17 protein-coding genes are annotated in these 14,859 nt (G+C 45.5%); 5 read left to right on the top strand and 12 right to left on the bottom strand.

Features of this window, described 5'->3' with window-relative positions; all coding sequences use genetic code 11:
• Positions 1-53 precede the first annotated feature (53 nt).
• The 3 genes from NDI48_17840 to NDI48_17830 all read right to left on the bottom strand — a co-directional run bounded on the left by NDI48_17840 (position 54) and on the right by NDI48_17830 (position 3,728).
• Positions 54-1,775, bottom strand: a complete 1,722-nt coding sequence (locus tag NDI48_17840; GenBank protein ID MEP0833037.1) for an AarF/ABC1/UbiB kinase family protein — start codon at positions 1,773-1,775, stop codon at positions 54-56.
• Between the two features lie 317 nt (positions 1,776-2,092).
• A complete protein-coding gene (locus NDI48_17835) occupies positions 2,093-3,274 on the bottom strand; it encodes a TRC40/GET3/ArsA family transport-energizing ATPase (GenBank protein MEP0833036.1) in 1,182 nt (393 codons plus the stop codon).
• Positions 3,275-3,338: 64 nt separating this feature from the next.
• Positions 3,339-3,728 carry a DUF2358 domain-containing protein gene (locus tag NDI48_17830; GenBank protein ID MEP0833035.1) on the bottom strand — a complete coding sequence of 130 codons (390 nt, stop codon included), beginning with the start codon at positions 3,726-3,728 and terminating at the stop codon, positions 3,339-3,341.
• A gap of 188 nt (positions 3,729-3,916) precedes the next feature.
• Between NDI48_17830 and NDI48_17825 the strand changes: the two genes are divergently transcribed.
• From NDI48_17825 to NDI48_17805, 5 genes are all read left to right on the top strand, one after another.
• Complete coding sequence (locus tag NDI48_17825; protein MEP0833034.1) at positions 3,917-4,087, top strand: ssl1498 family light-harvesting-like protein; 171 nt, start codon at positions 3,917-3,919, stop codon at positions 4,085-4,087.
• A 285-nt stretch (positions 4,088-4,372) separates the two neighbouring features.
• Complete coding sequence (locus NDI48_17820; protein MEP0833033.1) at positions 4,373-5,062, top strand: Uma2 family endonuclease; 690 nt, start codon at positions 4,373-4,375, stop codon at positions 5,060-5,062.
• 102 nt (positions 5,063-5,164) lie between these two features.
• Positions 5,165-5,407 (top strand): hypothetical protein, encoded by a 243-nt coding sequence (locus NDI48_17815; GenBank protein ID MEP0833032.1) that lies wholly within the window; start codon positions 5,165-5,167, stop codon positions 5,405-5,407.
• 5 nt (positions 5,408-5,412) lie between these two features.
• The gene (locus NDI48_17810; protein ID MEP0833031.1) at positions 5,413-5,637 is read left to right on the top strand and encodes a PIN domain-containing protein; all 225 of its coding nucleotides are present in this window, start codon (positions 5,413-5,415) and stop codon (positions 5,635-5,637) included.
• 58 nt (positions 5,638-5,695) lie between these two features.
• Positions 5,696-5,947: a DUF1294 domain-containing protein gene (locus tag NDI48_17805; protein ID MEP0833030.1), complete on the top strand. Its 252-nt coding sequence runs from the start codon at positions 5,696-5,698 to the stop codon at positions 5,945-5,947.
• Between the two features lie 215 nt (positions 5,948-6,162).
• Here NDI48_17805 and NDI48_17800 read toward each other — a convergent pair whose 3' ends face one another.
• The 9 genes from NDI48_17800 to NDI48_17760 form a co-directional block, all read right to left on the bottom strand.
• On the bottom strand, positions 6,163-7,863 hold the full coding sequence (locus NDI48_17800) for a GH3 auxin-responsive promoter family protein (GenBank protein ID MEP0833029.1): 1,701 nt from the start codon (positions 7,861-7,863) through the stop codon (positions 6,163-6,165).
• Positions 7,794-8,471 carry an acyl transferase gene (locus NDI48_17795; protein ID MEP0833028.1) on the bottom strand — a complete coding sequence of 226 codons (678 nt, stop codon included), beginning with the start codon at positions 8,469-8,471 and terminating at the stop codon, positions 7,794-7,796. The genes NDI48_17800 and NDI48_17795 overlap by 70 nt, the downstream gene beginning before the upstream one ends.
• Entirely contained in the window at positions 8,468-9,205 is a 738-nt protein-coding gene (locus NDI48_17790) for a sterol desaturase family protein (protein ID MEP0833027.1), read from the bottom strand. The genes NDI48_17795 and NDI48_17790 overlap by 4 nt, the downstream gene beginning before the upstream one ends.
• A gap of 5 nt (positions 9,206-9,210) precedes the next feature.
• Positions 9,211-10,233 (bottom strand): aromatic ring-hydroxylating dioxygenase subunit alpha, encoded by a 1,023-nt coding sequence (locus NDI48_17785; protein ID MEP0833026.1) that lies wholly within the window; start codon positions 10,231-10,233, stop codon positions 9,211-9,213.
• A gap of 151 nt (positions 10,234-10,384) precedes the next feature.
• Positions 10,385-10,678 carry a (2Fe-2S)-binding protein gene (locus tag NDI48_17780; GenBank protein ID MEP0833025.1) on the bottom strand — a complete coding sequence of 98 codons (294 nt, stop codon included), beginning with the start codon at positions 10,676-10,678 and terminating at the stop codon, positions 10,385-10,387.
• Entirely contained in the window at positions 10,671-11,846 is a 1,176-nt protein-coding gene (locus NDI48_17775; protein ID MEP0833024.1) for a P-aminobenzoate N-oxygenase AurF, read from the bottom strand. The genes NDI48_17780 and NDI48_17775 overlap by 8 nt, the downstream gene beginning before the upstream one ends.
• 94 nt (positions 11,847-11,940) lie before the next feature.
• Complete coding sequence (locus tag NDI48_17770) at positions 11,941-12,933, bottom strand: ferritin-like domain-containing protein (protein MEP0833023.1); 993 nt, start codon at positions 12,931-12,933, stop codon at positions 11,941-11,943.
• Positions 12,930-13,973 carry an aromatic ring-hydroxylating dioxygenase subunit alpha gene (locus NDI48_17765; GenBank protein ID MEP0833022.1) on the bottom strand — a complete coding sequence of 348 codons (1,044 nt, stop codon included), beginning with the start codon at positions 13,971-13,973 and terminating at the stop codon, positions 12,930-12,932. The genes NDI48_17770 and NDI48_17765 overlap by 4 nt, the downstream gene beginning before the upstream one ends.
• A complete protein-coding gene (locus tag NDI48_17760; protein MEP0833021.1) occupies positions 13,970-14,701 on the bottom strand; it encodes a hypothetical protein in 732 nt (243 codons plus the stop codon). The genes NDI48_17765 and NDI48_17760 overlap by 4 nt, the downstream gene beginning before the upstream one ends.
• Between the last annotated feature and the right edge of the window lie 158 nt (positions 14,702-14,859).

Genomic DNA, 14,859 nt, shown 5'->3' with positions numbered 1-14,859 from the left:
GAAGAAACAGAGGCTGTTAACACCCCTTGCTTCTTTGCTGTCGAAAATAACAACTATTCACTTTTCAGGATAGTAGCCAGCGGTAAAATTGAGGCTACGCCTTCGATGGAAAGTTCAGTCAGAGAATTCAAAGCTACATTGAACAAACGCCCTGGTTTCAAGTCATCTTTAACCAAATTCCAAAGACGTTGAACTTCTTGTGTGTGGAGTCGGTCATCTTCAGTTAACGCGAGAAGAAGTTGACGCCGCAAAAACTGACCTTCTTCGGAGAGAAGAAACTGCAACCCTAATTGAGCCGTGGGTAGTAAATCGAAGTTGTTGTCAGAACGAGCGATCGCAATCATATTCTCCAACCGCTCCCATTGGAATTTCTCATCTTTGAACAATACTTCAATCAGATGCCGCCGCATTTCTGGGGATTCACCCGTAAGCAGACGCCGCGCCACATAGGGGTAAGATACCTCAACGATTTTGAAATTAGGATTCAACGTTAGCGCTAAGCCTTCTTGAGTCACCAACGAACGGATAATTAAAGCAAACTTCGCGGGTACACGGAACGGATAGTCGTACATCAACTCCGAGAATTGATCGGTAATGGTTTTGAAGTTGAAGTTCCGCACACTTTCACCCATCGCTTCTCCCAGCACCACTTCTAAGGCTGGAATAATGGGCGTAATATCTGTATCTGGGGTTAAAAAGCCGAGTTTGACAAAGTTCTTCGCTAATTCAGTGTAGTCTTTATTAATCAGATGAACGATGGATGCGGCGATCGTTTCTTTTGTATATTGCTCTAGCTGATCCATCATGCCAAAGTCAATATACGCCATGCGCCCATCCGGTAGGGCAAACAGGTTGCCAGGATGCGGATCGGCATGGAAAAAGCCATGTTCCAATAGTTGACGCAGACCCGAAATCACACCGACTTGAATGATTTGGTCGCGATCCAGTCCAGCGGCGCGAATACTAGCGGTATCCGTTAACTTAAAGCCATGAATCCACTCTAAAGTGAGGACTCGCACAGTACTGTAGCGCCAGTAAATCAGGGGGACTTTGACCGTTGAATCATCGCGGAAGTTGTGGGCAAATTTTTCCGCGTTGCGTCCTTCGTTAATGTAATCGATTTCTTCAAATAATTTGATGCCGAATTCATCAACAATTAACGTCAGGTCATGCCCTAAATTCAGGGGTAGCCAGGGAGAAAGCCAACCCGCTGCCCAGCGCATCAAATAAAGGTCTAAGGTTAGAGTCGGGAGCAAATTCGGGCGCTGCACCTTAACTGCCACTTCTTCGCCAGTGTGCAGAAAAGCTCGATACACTTGTCCGAGACTGGCGGCGGCAACCGGGTTGGAGGAAATTTCGCTAAATAATTCTGTTACAGGTTGTCCCAACTCGGCTTCAATGATTGAGAAGGCGAGAGCATTATCAAAGGGCGGTAGTTGGTCTTGTAACTTAATTAGTTCGTCTAAAAAGTCTTTCCGCACTAAGTCAGGGCGTGTGGAGAGAGCTTGCCCCACTTTAATAAAGGTTGGCCCTAGGCGAGTGAGGATTTGCCGGAGCTGAGCGGCTCGTTTAAACTTGTTACGCTCTGTTTGATTACGCCAGTCATCCCATTTGAGACTGAAAATGAATGTGGCAAAAGACCAGATGATGGTGAGGGCACGACCAATGCCTGCCCAAGGTCGGGAGCGGTAATATCGTCTGATCGTTTTTGCGTCGTAGCGTCTGAGTGGTTCCCTCAACCCCTGAGCAGGAAAAACTTGGTTTAGCTGACTCACGCCTGTTATTTGCCTCTCAATTTAGAGAATTATTTCATTTTTTTGTTTTTATTAAATATAAGTATACATTAATACAAATTAAATGGGATTTTTGTAACCATAAATTCACGCTAAGCTATACCAATGCTAACAAGAGTCTTGTTGAATCAGGGAAGTTCTACCCAGAGTTCTACATTTTGCCGTGAGTGTGAGATAATAAAAACTTATAGAATAAGGGCACGATGATATCGTACCCCTACAACAACATTTCCCCAGAGGTTCACTGAAGGCTGCTGAATCCCGCTTGATGCGATCGCTTAGCTTTGCCAAACTACCCCTTAGACACTAGCAGCAAACTTAATTTTGAGATAATCTTCCTCCATCTTGGCTCCAGAAGGTTGCAAGGCGGCTAAGGCTTGAGGGAGCACTAAGTTACGTCGATGATTGCCAATTCGCACGTTGAGTTCATCGCCCGTTTTGGTTAGCTGGATTTGGTCTTTTGGGATACCGGGTAGGTAGAGTTCCAGACTGTATTGATTGTCGTTTTGTACCACCCTAATTGTATTTTCCTTGTAATAGACCTGAGTAGGGTCTTCTGAAGCATAGAGTGTTTCCTTCAGCCGCTCCAAAGCCTCTAGACCACACATCTCTTCGGAATAGAGGGGAACTTCTTTCACCGGTAGTGGATGGAAGTTTTCATGAATTTCCTGGCGGTGCTGCTGTTGATTTTCCTTCCAGCGCTGAAAGAAGGGGTCAGTCACTTGGTCGGGAATAATCCGATTGGCGATGACTAAATCGGTGGCGACGTTGTACAAGCTCAAATAGGCATGAGCGCGTAACGATTCTTTAATCACCATTTTTTCGGGATTAGTGACTAAACGCACCGACGTTTGGGTGTTGTCCGTGAGTATCTTCTCTAGTGCTTCAATTTGCTCGTAGAACTCATATGGAGCATTCATCACCTCTTTATCAGGTAAGGAAAAACCCGCAATCGGTTTCCAAAAGGGTTCAACCAATGGCCTCAGTGCCACCGATATACTTTGTAGCGGCTTGTAAAAGCGGCGCATATACCAACCACTAACTTCCGGTAAGCTGAGTAATCGCAAAGCTGTACCCGTAGGAGCAGAGTCAATAATCAAAACGTCGTACTCATTTTCGTCATAATGACGTTTCATCCGCACGAGTCCGAAAATCTCATCCATGCCGGGAAGAATGGCTAATTCTTCTGCCTGAACGCCATCTAATCCCCGTGCTTGCAGAACCTGGGTAATATATCGCTTAACAGCACCCCAGTTCCCTTCCAATTCCATTAGAGCATCGAGTTCGGCTCCCCACAGGTTTGGACGAACTAATTGAGGTTCATGGCTCAGTTCGAGATCAAAGCTATCTGCCAGAGAGTGAGCGGGGTCGGTACTGAGAACGAGTGTTCGATAACCCAGTTCAGCACAACGGAGTCCCGTAGCAGCGGCAACAGAAGTCTTGCCGACTCCGCCTTTGCCAGTCATAAGAATTACACGCATGGATGATCTTGCGACACAAGGGTTTGCGTCTGCCTCATAAGTATTTACATTATTTATTATCTCTTTAATTTTTTTCTGGGAACGGCAGGTGCTGTTTTAGCACATCCAAACGAGAGCAGTCCCAGTAGTCAATATGGGAAATAATCAGTTCATCGGCATTAAGCTTTAGTTCACTCCAGCCGGGGATGGAAATTCGCGGACGCCAAGGTAGAGGGGTTGTCCAGCTCAGTGTCCAGCGCGTCTTAATCGTGTCTCCTAACCGATGAATCTCCAACAGATCCAGTTTGGGAGCGCCAAACCAGGTGTTGATAAAACCAATCATTTGCTTGTAACGTTCTATGCCCTGGAACTGGTTCATGGGGTCTTTAAAGAAGACATCGGGCGCATAGATGCTGTAGGTTTGGTCAACTGGGAAGCGTTGATAGTCCTCTTTGAGAATTTGGAGAATGTCCATTAAGAGCTGATTTATCCAGTAAATCTTCAATCTGTAGGATGCGTTAACGAAGTGTAACGCAGCTACTCAAGGCGGTGCCTTACCGAGCTGATTTTTTGTGTCAAAGGACAGATAGCCTACCCCTTGCATTTATGTAAATTTTCTGTTACATTAATTTACATAAAGAAATATTTAGCAAGGAAAGTGATATGTACACCACCGTTAACGAACGAGGCATCCTGAACAACTACGCTCCTGAAACCAAGGTGTATTGCGCCGAATATCCAGCCGTGTGGGAACAGCAAAGATATGCCCTGCAAGGAGCCATAGCGGTTGTATTCGTAAGTTTATTGATTTGGACGACATTTGCGGTGAGTTGAGCCAAGCCATCCACCCGTTAAGTTTTGACTAGACAAGAACGAGATATTTCATATAAACACCCCAGTTGTGATGTGCTGGGGTTTTCTGTTGCGTTATCAGCTATTCCACATTAGACCTCTTACATAAATACTTGAAACCCCTCCCCGCAACTGTTCCTTCAACCCGACTTCTCCAAGAAGTCGCGTATCTGAATTACTGGCATCTCACAAGGGTCATATCTCCAATGCGATAGCCGATATGATCGGAGGATGACCCGGCAAGAAACCCGACTCCACACACAAGCAATGGTCAAAACACCTCCTCAACAACAACCCTTGCCCATTCCACCACTCGAAAGTGGCGATCGCTTAAATCGCTATGAATATGAGCGGCGCTACAATGCCATGCCCCATCTCAGGAAGGCTGAACTAATTGAAGGAGTTGTCTACGTGCCTGCTGCATTGCGTTTTAGAAGTCATGGTCAACCTCACGGAGATTTGACGGGTTGGTTGTGGACTTACAAGGTTGCAACACCGGGTATTGAGTTGGGGATTGAACCCACCGTTCGTTTAGATTTAGACAATGAACCCCAACCCGATGCAGTGTTGCTGATTGAAGAACAAGCTGGAGGTCAAGCGCGGCTGAGTGACGATGATTATATAGAGGGGGCACCGGAGTTGGTGGCAGAGATTGCAGCGAGTAGTGCAGCGATCGATTTGGGTGATAAAAAACGTGCCTATCGTCGCAATGGGATTAGAGAATATATCGTTTGGCAAGTGTTTGAGCAGAGACTGGATTGGTTTTATTTACAAGAGGGAGAGTATGTTTTACTGCCAATCGATGAAAATGGGGTGATTCGGAGTCAAGTGTTTCCAGGTTTGTGGTTGGCAACGAATGACCTATTGGCTGGGAATATGGGGCGAGTGCTAGCTGTGTTGCAAGAAGGGTTGGCAGCAGCAGAACATACCGTATTTGTGGAGCAGCTATCGGAGTAACAAGAGCGCGATCGCTAGAGGCACAGTCAAAAGCTCATTGACATCTTAAAGTCACTGTCATCATTACAATTAGTAGAGAGAGCTTAAAGGGAGAGAATGCTAATGACATTGCAGGAATTGCAAAAGCAGGCGTTGCAATTACCAATTAGCGATCGCTGGCGTTTAGTTCAATCCGTGTTGGCATCGCTCCAACAAGAAACGTTGTCATCTATTTCACCTAGTGCAACGACACAGCCTTTGACTAATCTTGATCCTTGGACTCAAAGCCTAATCGGTTCGATTCAGCTACATACAGACTATTCCACAGAATCCTATGTAGATTATCTAGAGGAGAAATATAGTTGAAGCGGGTGCTGTTTGATAGCGATGTATTGCTGGATGTTTTATCGCAACGCCAACCGTTTGTGATTGCTTCTGCACAAGCATTAAATACAGTGACGCAGGAACAAGTACAGGGGTATGTTTCAGGTCATGCAGTCACCAATATTTTCTACATCTTACGCCGTCAAATGGTAGTGAAGCAGCACGGGAACTGCTATCGAGGTTACTACAGCGTATTCAAGTTGCCAGCGTAACGGATGAAGTACTTCGGCAAGCGTTGCAAAGTTCCATTGCAGATTTTGTTACCCTGCAATGAGTCTACTGACCTTTGTCCTGTACGCTGATGACAAGTCTCGTGCCAAACGAGGGGGCTGGAGAACATCAGAGAACACACTGCATCTGTGTGAATTTGCAGGTGGATGGTTGGGTGGATTTGTAGCCCAACGAAGACTTCGACACAAAAGTAGTAAGAGGTCGTATCAGGCTAAATTTTGGGCGATTGTCATGATTCACTACATCGTTTGGTTGATTTGGCTGTTTTTGGGAAACAGTATAATAACTTAACCTAATGGGGTGGATACTCCACCTTCTCGCGACATTTTTGATTATTTTTCATTGCCTTTTCATTGCTTTATGAAAACTGCCGAAGAAGCATGTCGCCAGGGGAGAGAAGTCTTTTTCAAAAAAATGTTACTTGAGTTCAGGTAATCAACATTAATTAGTCAAATAATCACTGTCCATTTGGTATAAAGGAGTGAAGTGTCGTTAAATCACTTAAGTTAAGATTGTTGCAAAGAATCGGCTTGCTTCAACCTGACCAGTAAGTCTTCTTCAATCGGTCGCTCGCACAAAAGCGAGTGTTTAATATCTCCCCACTTTTTCCCAGACGCTATTCGTTGGCTGGTCAATATTTCAGGTATTTGCTGAGAGACTAAAACCTGAACTGAAGAGAGTTGACCGAGCAGTCGGGCATGGCGATAGTGGGGAGACTGATGTAGGAATTGTTCTAATTGCTCAGCAATCGCATTAGTAGGTGTATTCACCTTATCCAGTAAGAGAATATAATGCGCTTCCGGAATTATCGTAGGCACTAAGCACTGAAACGATGTGCCTTCTAACGCTAATTCTTTGAGTGCCTCGCTGACAAATTCTTCGTGTAGCTTTTCACCTACTAAATCACTGATGGAGGAATCGCGCCCTAAAAATTCCAGGCATGGGGTATTGAGGTAGTAATGGGTAACACGCACGCGATCGCCAATTCGATAGCGGTAAAGCCCTCCCTTTTGCGAAAGAATGATGGTGTATTCCTGTCCAATTTGCAGGTCTTGCAGCAGATAAATTTCCCCCGATTCATCCTCAAACTCAAAGAACACTTCATCCAGTACGGGAACGCATCCTTGTGCGGCAATTAGGGGAATCGTCATCGGCGCTTCTGTGGCTAAAAGTCCTTTACCCTGCACCATGACACCCGGAAATAGATCATGTAGAACTTGAGCTGGATCGGCGGCGCAGGCGCTATCCCAGCAGGAAATTAGCTTCAACTCAGGCCACAGTTTCGTCCAAGGAATTTCCGGTTCGCACAGTAGGCGATCGCGTTCTGCGGATATTTTCAACGACTGCCGCAACTCTGTGCGGTGCGTTTGGATGTAATTGAGATGAATCTTGAGAAAAGTAGGACTCCAAATTGAAATGGTTTCTAGCTTTTCTGCTTGCAGTAAGGCAAGACATAACTGCCGCTTAAACTCCTCTGCCGTTCTCAACTGATGCACTAAGCCAGGAGAAATTAGAAAGGGATGAAGCAGCCACCTCAACCAGCGATCGAGGTATTCGGAGTCATCTTGTAAGGATGAATGATCGAGATTAGGGGCATTCTCGGTTAACCTCTCCCCCAACCCCTCTCCTTGTAGGAGAGGGGCGTCTAACTCCCCCCTTCCCTCGTAGGGAACCGGAGCTTTAGTGAGGAGGGCTAGGGGGGTTAGGTCAGTCTTATCCGAACAGTATTGGAACTGGGGAGAAATGCAGAAGTAAATTTTACCTGTTGAAAAAGCAGGGCCATTGCGGATTAGGTCATGCGCCCAAACACAAAACATGTGATTAAAGGAACGCCGCAGGGATTTGGTGTAGGGTATCAATTTGGCGGCACTGCGACTTCCAGAGGTTTTTTCGTAAAAAAGGATGGGTTCGCTAGTGAGTTGCGCCTGTAATGGATGAGTGATTGATTTACCCTCTGTCCCCCTGCTGCTGTGTCCCCCTACTCCATCAATCCAGGGTTTGAGGTCGTCGTAGTCAACAATCGGAACTTGTTGCCAAGCTTGGAGAGAGCGAATGCCCAGGTACTTGCCGTACTCGCTCTTGATAAGGCGATCGCAAATTTCCTGCTGCACTCGTTTTTGAGCCTTTTCGGGATGTTTTAAAGCGTCTCGGAAGCGTTCAGCGCTTGGGGCGAGAAGTTGCTCAAAGAGTTTGATGAACCAGCGCATGATTTCGCTTCTTGATTAGGATAAAGGTTAGTGGCGACAGGTAGATAAGTGCCATCTGGGACGACAACGCCGGGGCCAAAATGAGAACCTGCCCCCAGGAAAACATCACTGCCAATCTTGACTTTTTTGACGTACAACATTAAGTCTTGTTTGCGGGGTTTGATGATGTGGGGGTAGATGCCAATGTGATGACCAAAGACAGCGCGATCGCCAATTTCCAACAATCCCCGATCCGCAATTTCCAGTCCAGGTGTCCAGTATACGTTTTGACCCACTTTTGCCCCCCAGAGGCGCAACCACAAGGAAAAAGCACCGGGAATGAGTCGTAGCACGGCTTCCAATGCCGGAACGGCGATATAAATTACCTGAATTTGATGGCTACCCCACCAAGGGCTATACTCGTTACCGCACAGATAGCTAATGCCTTCCTCGACGGGATAGAAGCGCTGATGGAGGCGATAAATCAGCACAGGAAACCCGTATAAGAAAAACAGCAATAGTCCCACGCCGACCAACCCTGGATGAGCGCACAGATAGAGGAAAGAGGCTATGGTTAGCAGGATGATTAGGGTAGAAAAGTAGGCAAGGATTTTACTCAGGAGCGTCATGTTAGGGGATAGAGTAGCTTTTGAGTCAGGGTCAATGTAGTCTGAATACCCAGAGAAGCAGGGGGGGCATCACAGTTATAGTAAGTTCCATGTAATTTGTCCCAGATTTTCAAATTTGCCCCGTAATTCCTGCAACCCGAATCGCTGGCATGATGCCAAGCATGATCTTGGGGCAAAATCAGCCAGGGTGATAGTAAGCGAAAAAGCCCACTTTGAGGTGCGATCGCTAATTGACTGTGCCGCCATAGATCTAACGCTGCGGTGATACTAACTCCTATAAGATATCCAGTGGAGTCATGCAACAGGTAGAGAAACAGCGCATGTATCCATAGGTAGATAATCAGAAAACTTGTCCACAGGGAATTGCGGGAAGTTCCCAGGACATCCATATCCGTGACAGTATGATGAACCTGATGCAAATGCCAGAACCAGCGACTATGTAAACAGCGATGGTTCCAGTAGTAGAGGTAATCTACCAAGATGAAACTGAGTAGGAAAGTTGCAACCTGAGGCAAATGTAAGCATCCCTGCGGCAAGGGTAGGAAGTACCGATATAGCTGATAAACCACCGCAATCTGAAGAATCGGAATGAGCAATCCTTGAACCAGCAAACCCAACCCATCTAAAATCCAGTCTTCACGGCTTTTTGTGCGTAACTTTGCCCAACTGGGTTTATGAGCAATGGTGAGTCCTATTAATACTGTAAAGGCCGCAAAAATTAATATATTTTCCACTTTTTTTATACCCAAAATGTGATTTCAACCGATTGTTCGGGAAGTTTTCTAGGGTCTTCTCCTGCGGCGATTTTGTTACGAATCGACTCAACAAAAACGTGGATGGTATCGGCGGGAGTGTTGGTAAAGTGGGAACCATATTTTGCGATCGCTTCCCCTTGAACATCTAAAATTTTGACATCCTGACGAATAATATGCTGTGCCGTCCAGCGCACAAAGGGACGAGCAATTTTATTCCAGATGCCATAGTTATAGGTCACATCTGTATAAACCAGCGTCGAGTTCTCCGTTTCAGGAATGGATTGACTGGTGATGAAAAGTCGTCGATGCAATCCCATATCGTACTCCACACTGGTAATATTTGGCATGTGAAAACTATCTGTATGCCGAATTTCATATCCTTTCCCATTCAGAAAGCGAGAGTACCATCCCAAATTAGTTGTTTCGTTGTGATACTCCACAAACGTCGAACCATTACGACGTTCTACGCTCATTTTGATCGGTTGCTGACGGGAAGTACGAAATACACCGGGATGGACAAAAGCGGTGTGCGGAATGTCGATGAAATTCTCGGCACAGTTCGTTACATTGTTGCGAAAGCGGTTAATTACTCGCACCGTTTCCCATCCAGGTTCCTGATAGTGCGGCATGGCAAAGGGTTCAAATTCTTCGCTCTTGTTATCGCTGAGTTGTACGTAAATATATCCGTCTTGTTCCCTAGTCGGGTAACATTTGGCTCGACGAGTAGAGAGAGGCTTGAAATCTTTTCCTTCTGAAGGAACTGCCAAAACTTTTCCAGTATGGTCGTATACCCATCCATGATAGGGACACTGAATTTTCCCTTGGCGGACTGTACCACAAGAGAGGCGACTGTTACGATGCATACAGCGATCGCGCAATGCCACCACTTTTCCATCTTCGCCTCGAAATACTGCTAACCATTCCCCTAATACTGTGCGTTGTAAAACTTTATTTGATCGGAGTTTTTCGCTGAGTGCCACGATGTACCAGAAATCCTCGAATTTCATTTTGGATGGGTTATATCGAATTGGTTTGTATGGGGATAATGTATTTTTTTAAGGCAGAGGAGCGCGGAGTAAAGCGCAGAATAGCGCAGAGTTTTTGAGGGGATTTATAGATGGAAATGGCAATAATATTTTGGGGTTTATACTGGTTTGTTCATTCTTTTAAGTGTGTAATTTCTAAATTGCTTGTAAGTTCTAGCTGGCAGGCAAGTCTGGCATTAGTATGTTCTGGTGCTAGCACTTCTAGTACTTCTCGTTCCTCTGCACTTGGTGGTGAGGTTTCGCCGTTCACTAAAACGAGGCAAGTTCCGCAAATGCCAGTGCGACAACCAAACAGTACTGGAGAATTTTGGACTGTAAGATGTTCTGACAATTTTTGATGCGCTTTTAGGGTAATGGGTGAATAGCTAGTGGCTGGAAAAGAGACAATGCATCGTTGCTCACTCATACGTTTTGCCTCTCTCAAACATCGTCAATGCTTTCTTTTGAGTGGCGAGATATTGGGGTATTGAGTTGGAGTTCATTAAGGACATTTCTCGATTACTCTTCCAGGCGTAATCTACTTTTTCTAGATAAACCTTGTAGGATGCGATCGCTTCTTGATGGGTTTGGCAACTTCGCTGTAACCCTTCCGACTCTTGTGTGAAGCACAATTGCATCATTTCTTTGGCTTCGCGATCGTCCATATTAAAGATGGGCGATCGCAGTACTTGATAAATCGCTGAGTAAAGTGCAGGATCGTACCAAAAAATACCATTAATTGCTGCTGAAAAATGGTAATGATCTCTCTGACAACCCCGCAGTCCCAAATTAGCCACGAATTGTTCAAAGGCTGTAGGAGGCTTGAGGCATTTTACAACTTCATGGGAAAGAATTGTAGAACTATTGAAATGAAAGCTCTCATCCATAAAGTGGTAATAGGAAATTTTGGCGGGAATGGGAGCATCTTCTGGGTTGGGATGTTTTTGATAATAATTACTCAGCTTATGCTGAACTAACTTGCCATTTAGCGTTCGTATGCCCCGCACGGTAAAGTATTGGCAGGCGAGAAATGCATTATCTGAAGATAAGAGTCCGAAGCAATGGAGTTGAAGTTTTTTCCACCCAGTTTTCAGAGCATTGGTATCCGCATAAATCATCGTTTCGGTAAAAGGGCCACGCATGGCATAAGTAAAAATGTGCCGCCCAAATAAAGCTGTTTCGACTTGGTTAGAAATTGTTCTAAAGGCGTGAATGTGAGCGCGTTCTTGTATGGATTCTAAATCCAGCATGTCGCAAACTAAGCGAAAATCTTCCTGCGCGTAGAGTCCGGCGGCACTGGTTTGGTTAAAAAAGATAGTAGCAATTTCAGCAGAAACGATTTGGGAATAGTAAGCTACCCAATAGAGTTGATTTAAAATGATTCTCTGACTGGGACTTGCCTGTTCCCAAACAGGAGTTCCGTAAAGCAGGGAAAATTCTTCTGGATTCCAATATTCGTCTTTGCAATCTTCATAACAAAAAGCTTGGGAGGCTTCATCCATTAAAGTCGTATGATCTTGCTGCTTATTGCGCGTATAGTTGAGGTGGATTTTTTTATAAATCTTCTGATTTTCTAATATAGTATTCTTAAGCATTTGATTTAAGTTTTATGAGTTAATTAATACCTTTCCCGTCTTTATGGGGATTGGCAAATCCAAGCTAATTTTTGTTGTTTATTCCTAGCCTTAGCTATACACACTGACTTGCCGGAAGAGGTTCAAAAGCTCCTCTTGCTTCTAGTGCTTGCACGATCGCTTCAGCAGCTTCACCTCGCATCAAAGAACGCAGAAGATGCAGTCGAGTGCCACTGTGGATTTCGGTGCCGAGTTCTTCCAAGATGCGGATTTTTTGCGATCGCGCCAAATCCCCTTTGACTTGAGCAATTGCTTCCACCACTCGCTGAGGGCCTACGCGAATCATCTGCAAAAAGCACAAGAGTGTCTCGACAATGACGGCTCGACTTTGCGAGGAAACCGATGTTTGCTCAAATAGAATTAGTCCAGTCCCGTGATGCCGTGCTTCGTCTTGCAGGAACCCGGTGAGGAGTCGGCTGAGGGTGCGATCGCAACAACCTTTAGCTAGACTCCGATAATGACTCAACCCCCACCCCTCCAGTACTAGCTGGATCGTAAACAGCAGCACCGTTTTATCCTGACTCTCGACTAAATCTGCTAGGAAGCGCAAAAATGTATCGTTCGTACCAACAGGGCGATCGGGCAGGAAAGCACTAATCTGACTCAGATGGGTTGCTTCATTCGCAGCAAACAAACTATAAAGCATCCGTTCCTCTGTCGTTTCTGCCAGCAACACCATTTTTGCCATATAGCCCATGCCAGCTTTTTCGACAAAATATGCCTCTTCCAGTAATCCTCGATTAGCAATTTGCAAAATTGCGGCCTGTTCCTCTAAGCTTGAGTCCTGAAAGACCTTCACCTTGTGCAATCCGAAGTAGTCCGCATTCCAATAGAGAGTGTTGCTACGTTCTGAAGATGAGGCATTGCCTAACCGTTGCCCCAGTGCCGCAGATAGCACACATCCCAACTTATTCGCTTCTCCGACGTGCGGTAAATCGAACCCTGCCGTCCCAAATGCTAAGGGTTGCAAGAAGGTGTTTAAATCTACATTTTCCCCTACTGTCTGATCGATTGGTTTTGACTGTACTTTGTAGTTCTCAGTGTTCATGCTTTCTCCTTAGCACTCTCCCACGTACCCCATAGCAAGGGTTTTTGCCCCTCTACGTGTTCAAGGAACTGCAAAATCGACCGATCTGCTTGAGTAGGAGTCTTCAAATCAAACTTAATTGTCTGAAAAACTTGAGTATCACCCTTAGCAAAGTAATTCCCTACCTGCTGAGTTAGCCAGAGTACAATTCGGTTAAAAATCCACCCGCCCAAGCCAGGACGCTTGCGCGTAATCATAATAGTTTTGCCTTCAGTCTTTCCTCCCTCAATCAGCCGCAGTGCAAACATAATATGAAAGTGCAAGAAGTCTGGCCCTAAGGTGACGGTACCTGTGCTGCCGTACCAATAGCACATACTGTAAGTGACTTCATTTTTGTATAACGGGCGAAGGAGTTTGATTAGAAATGACTCTTCCCCACCCCTAGTTTTATTGCTAAAAGTAATTGCGTTCTGATTTAATTCCCGCTTCTCAAACACAATTTGTAGAGGCAGGTTATGAACAGTATTGAAGTGATGAGCATCAATTGCATTAATCAGCAACACATTAGGATGACAGTTCTTCACAAAGCGAGAACCAAAAGCTTTATCGCACTCTTCATCTTGGAGTTCTGGTACATAAGGTACGGGTTGTTGTGGCGTTTCCCCCGTCCATACCCAAACCATACCGTACTGTTCCGCCGTGGGCCAAGTTTGCACGGTAACTGGGACGGGTTTACCCACAGATGGCGTATCGACGCACTTTCCTTGCTCGTCAAACTGCCAATTGTGAAAAAAACAGCGGATACGGCACCCCTCAACCTTTCCTTCTGCCAGATGCGCGCCCATGTGCGGACAGTAAGCATCTAGCGCCACTACCTTCCTATCCGTTCCCCGGTAAATCGCTAATTCTCGTCCTAGCAAGGTTACGGGTTTAACCTGACCAATCTTGAGTTTACTAGAGGGAATTGCCCAATACCACCCTTCAATAAAGCGGTCTTCCTGGTTAAAAATCTGGGTTTTATGAGTTGAACGAACCGCCTGTGAATGCCCATTCATTCTCATGACGCAACTCCTAAGGAAGCTTCTGCAAACCACATGCGCCGACCTGCTTTAGTCAGATTTTCTTCCTTAATCTCTGTCAAACAGACTAATTCATCTCCCTGTTCATAGCCGGGATTTTTAGTTTGAAAGAAACGGATATGGGAATCTTTCAGCCGTTCTTGAGGTATGCCACACAAGTTCTCTCGAAGAACCTGGGGATGGGGAAAGCGAACCACTCCAGCGCTTTCGTCATAGCAATTGCCGAAATGGGTGTGAGCTAGGAATTGCATGAGTGCCTGGATGCGGGGAGGCGTGGGGGTATCATAGCAAGGATAAAACTCTTTCCAAAAAATGGGTAAAAAGCGGTAGGTACGATAACCGGAAGAAATGAGCAGCCAGTAGAGTTTGCCGTTGGCATACTTGTCCCGTAAAAAATGAATTGAGGCAATCCAGGCACGAGGCAAGAGCGAACTCGACCAAGCACTGGGGTCTACAATGGTATCTCCAGAATAGACGACACTCAGGACTTCTCCCTCAAACTGGGTTTCGTAAACCAATAAGGTGGAAAAGCCTTTGAGCGTTTTTGTTTCCTTATCTTCTAAGAGAATAACCCAGTTTTTCTGCTCTAGGTCAGTTTCAAATAGTTCTGGATTGACTCCATCAAAATGGGTATTGAGAAGGGAGTACATGGCGTTGCGATCGCTCCCAAGCAATTGTTGAACTTCAACCAGTCGCGCCTGCATAGGCATTGATGTCTGCTTTGTCCATAGTATTGTTCAAATCTAGATTTCGCTAGACCATCAGCCGTCAAATCATGTGCAGCTTTATAGGCTGTCCTTAGGAAAACATTTTTTCTTGGAGTTGGCTTATCTTGATCGTATCTGCTTTGAGAATTTCTTGGAAATAT

Source organism: Microcoleus sp. AS-A8 (genome assembly GCA_039962225.1).
GTDB lineage: Bacteria > Cyanobacteriota > Cyanobacteriia > Cyanobacteriales > Coleofasciculaceae > Allocoleopsis.
This window is presented reverse-complemented; position numbering and strand designations above follow the sequence as displayed.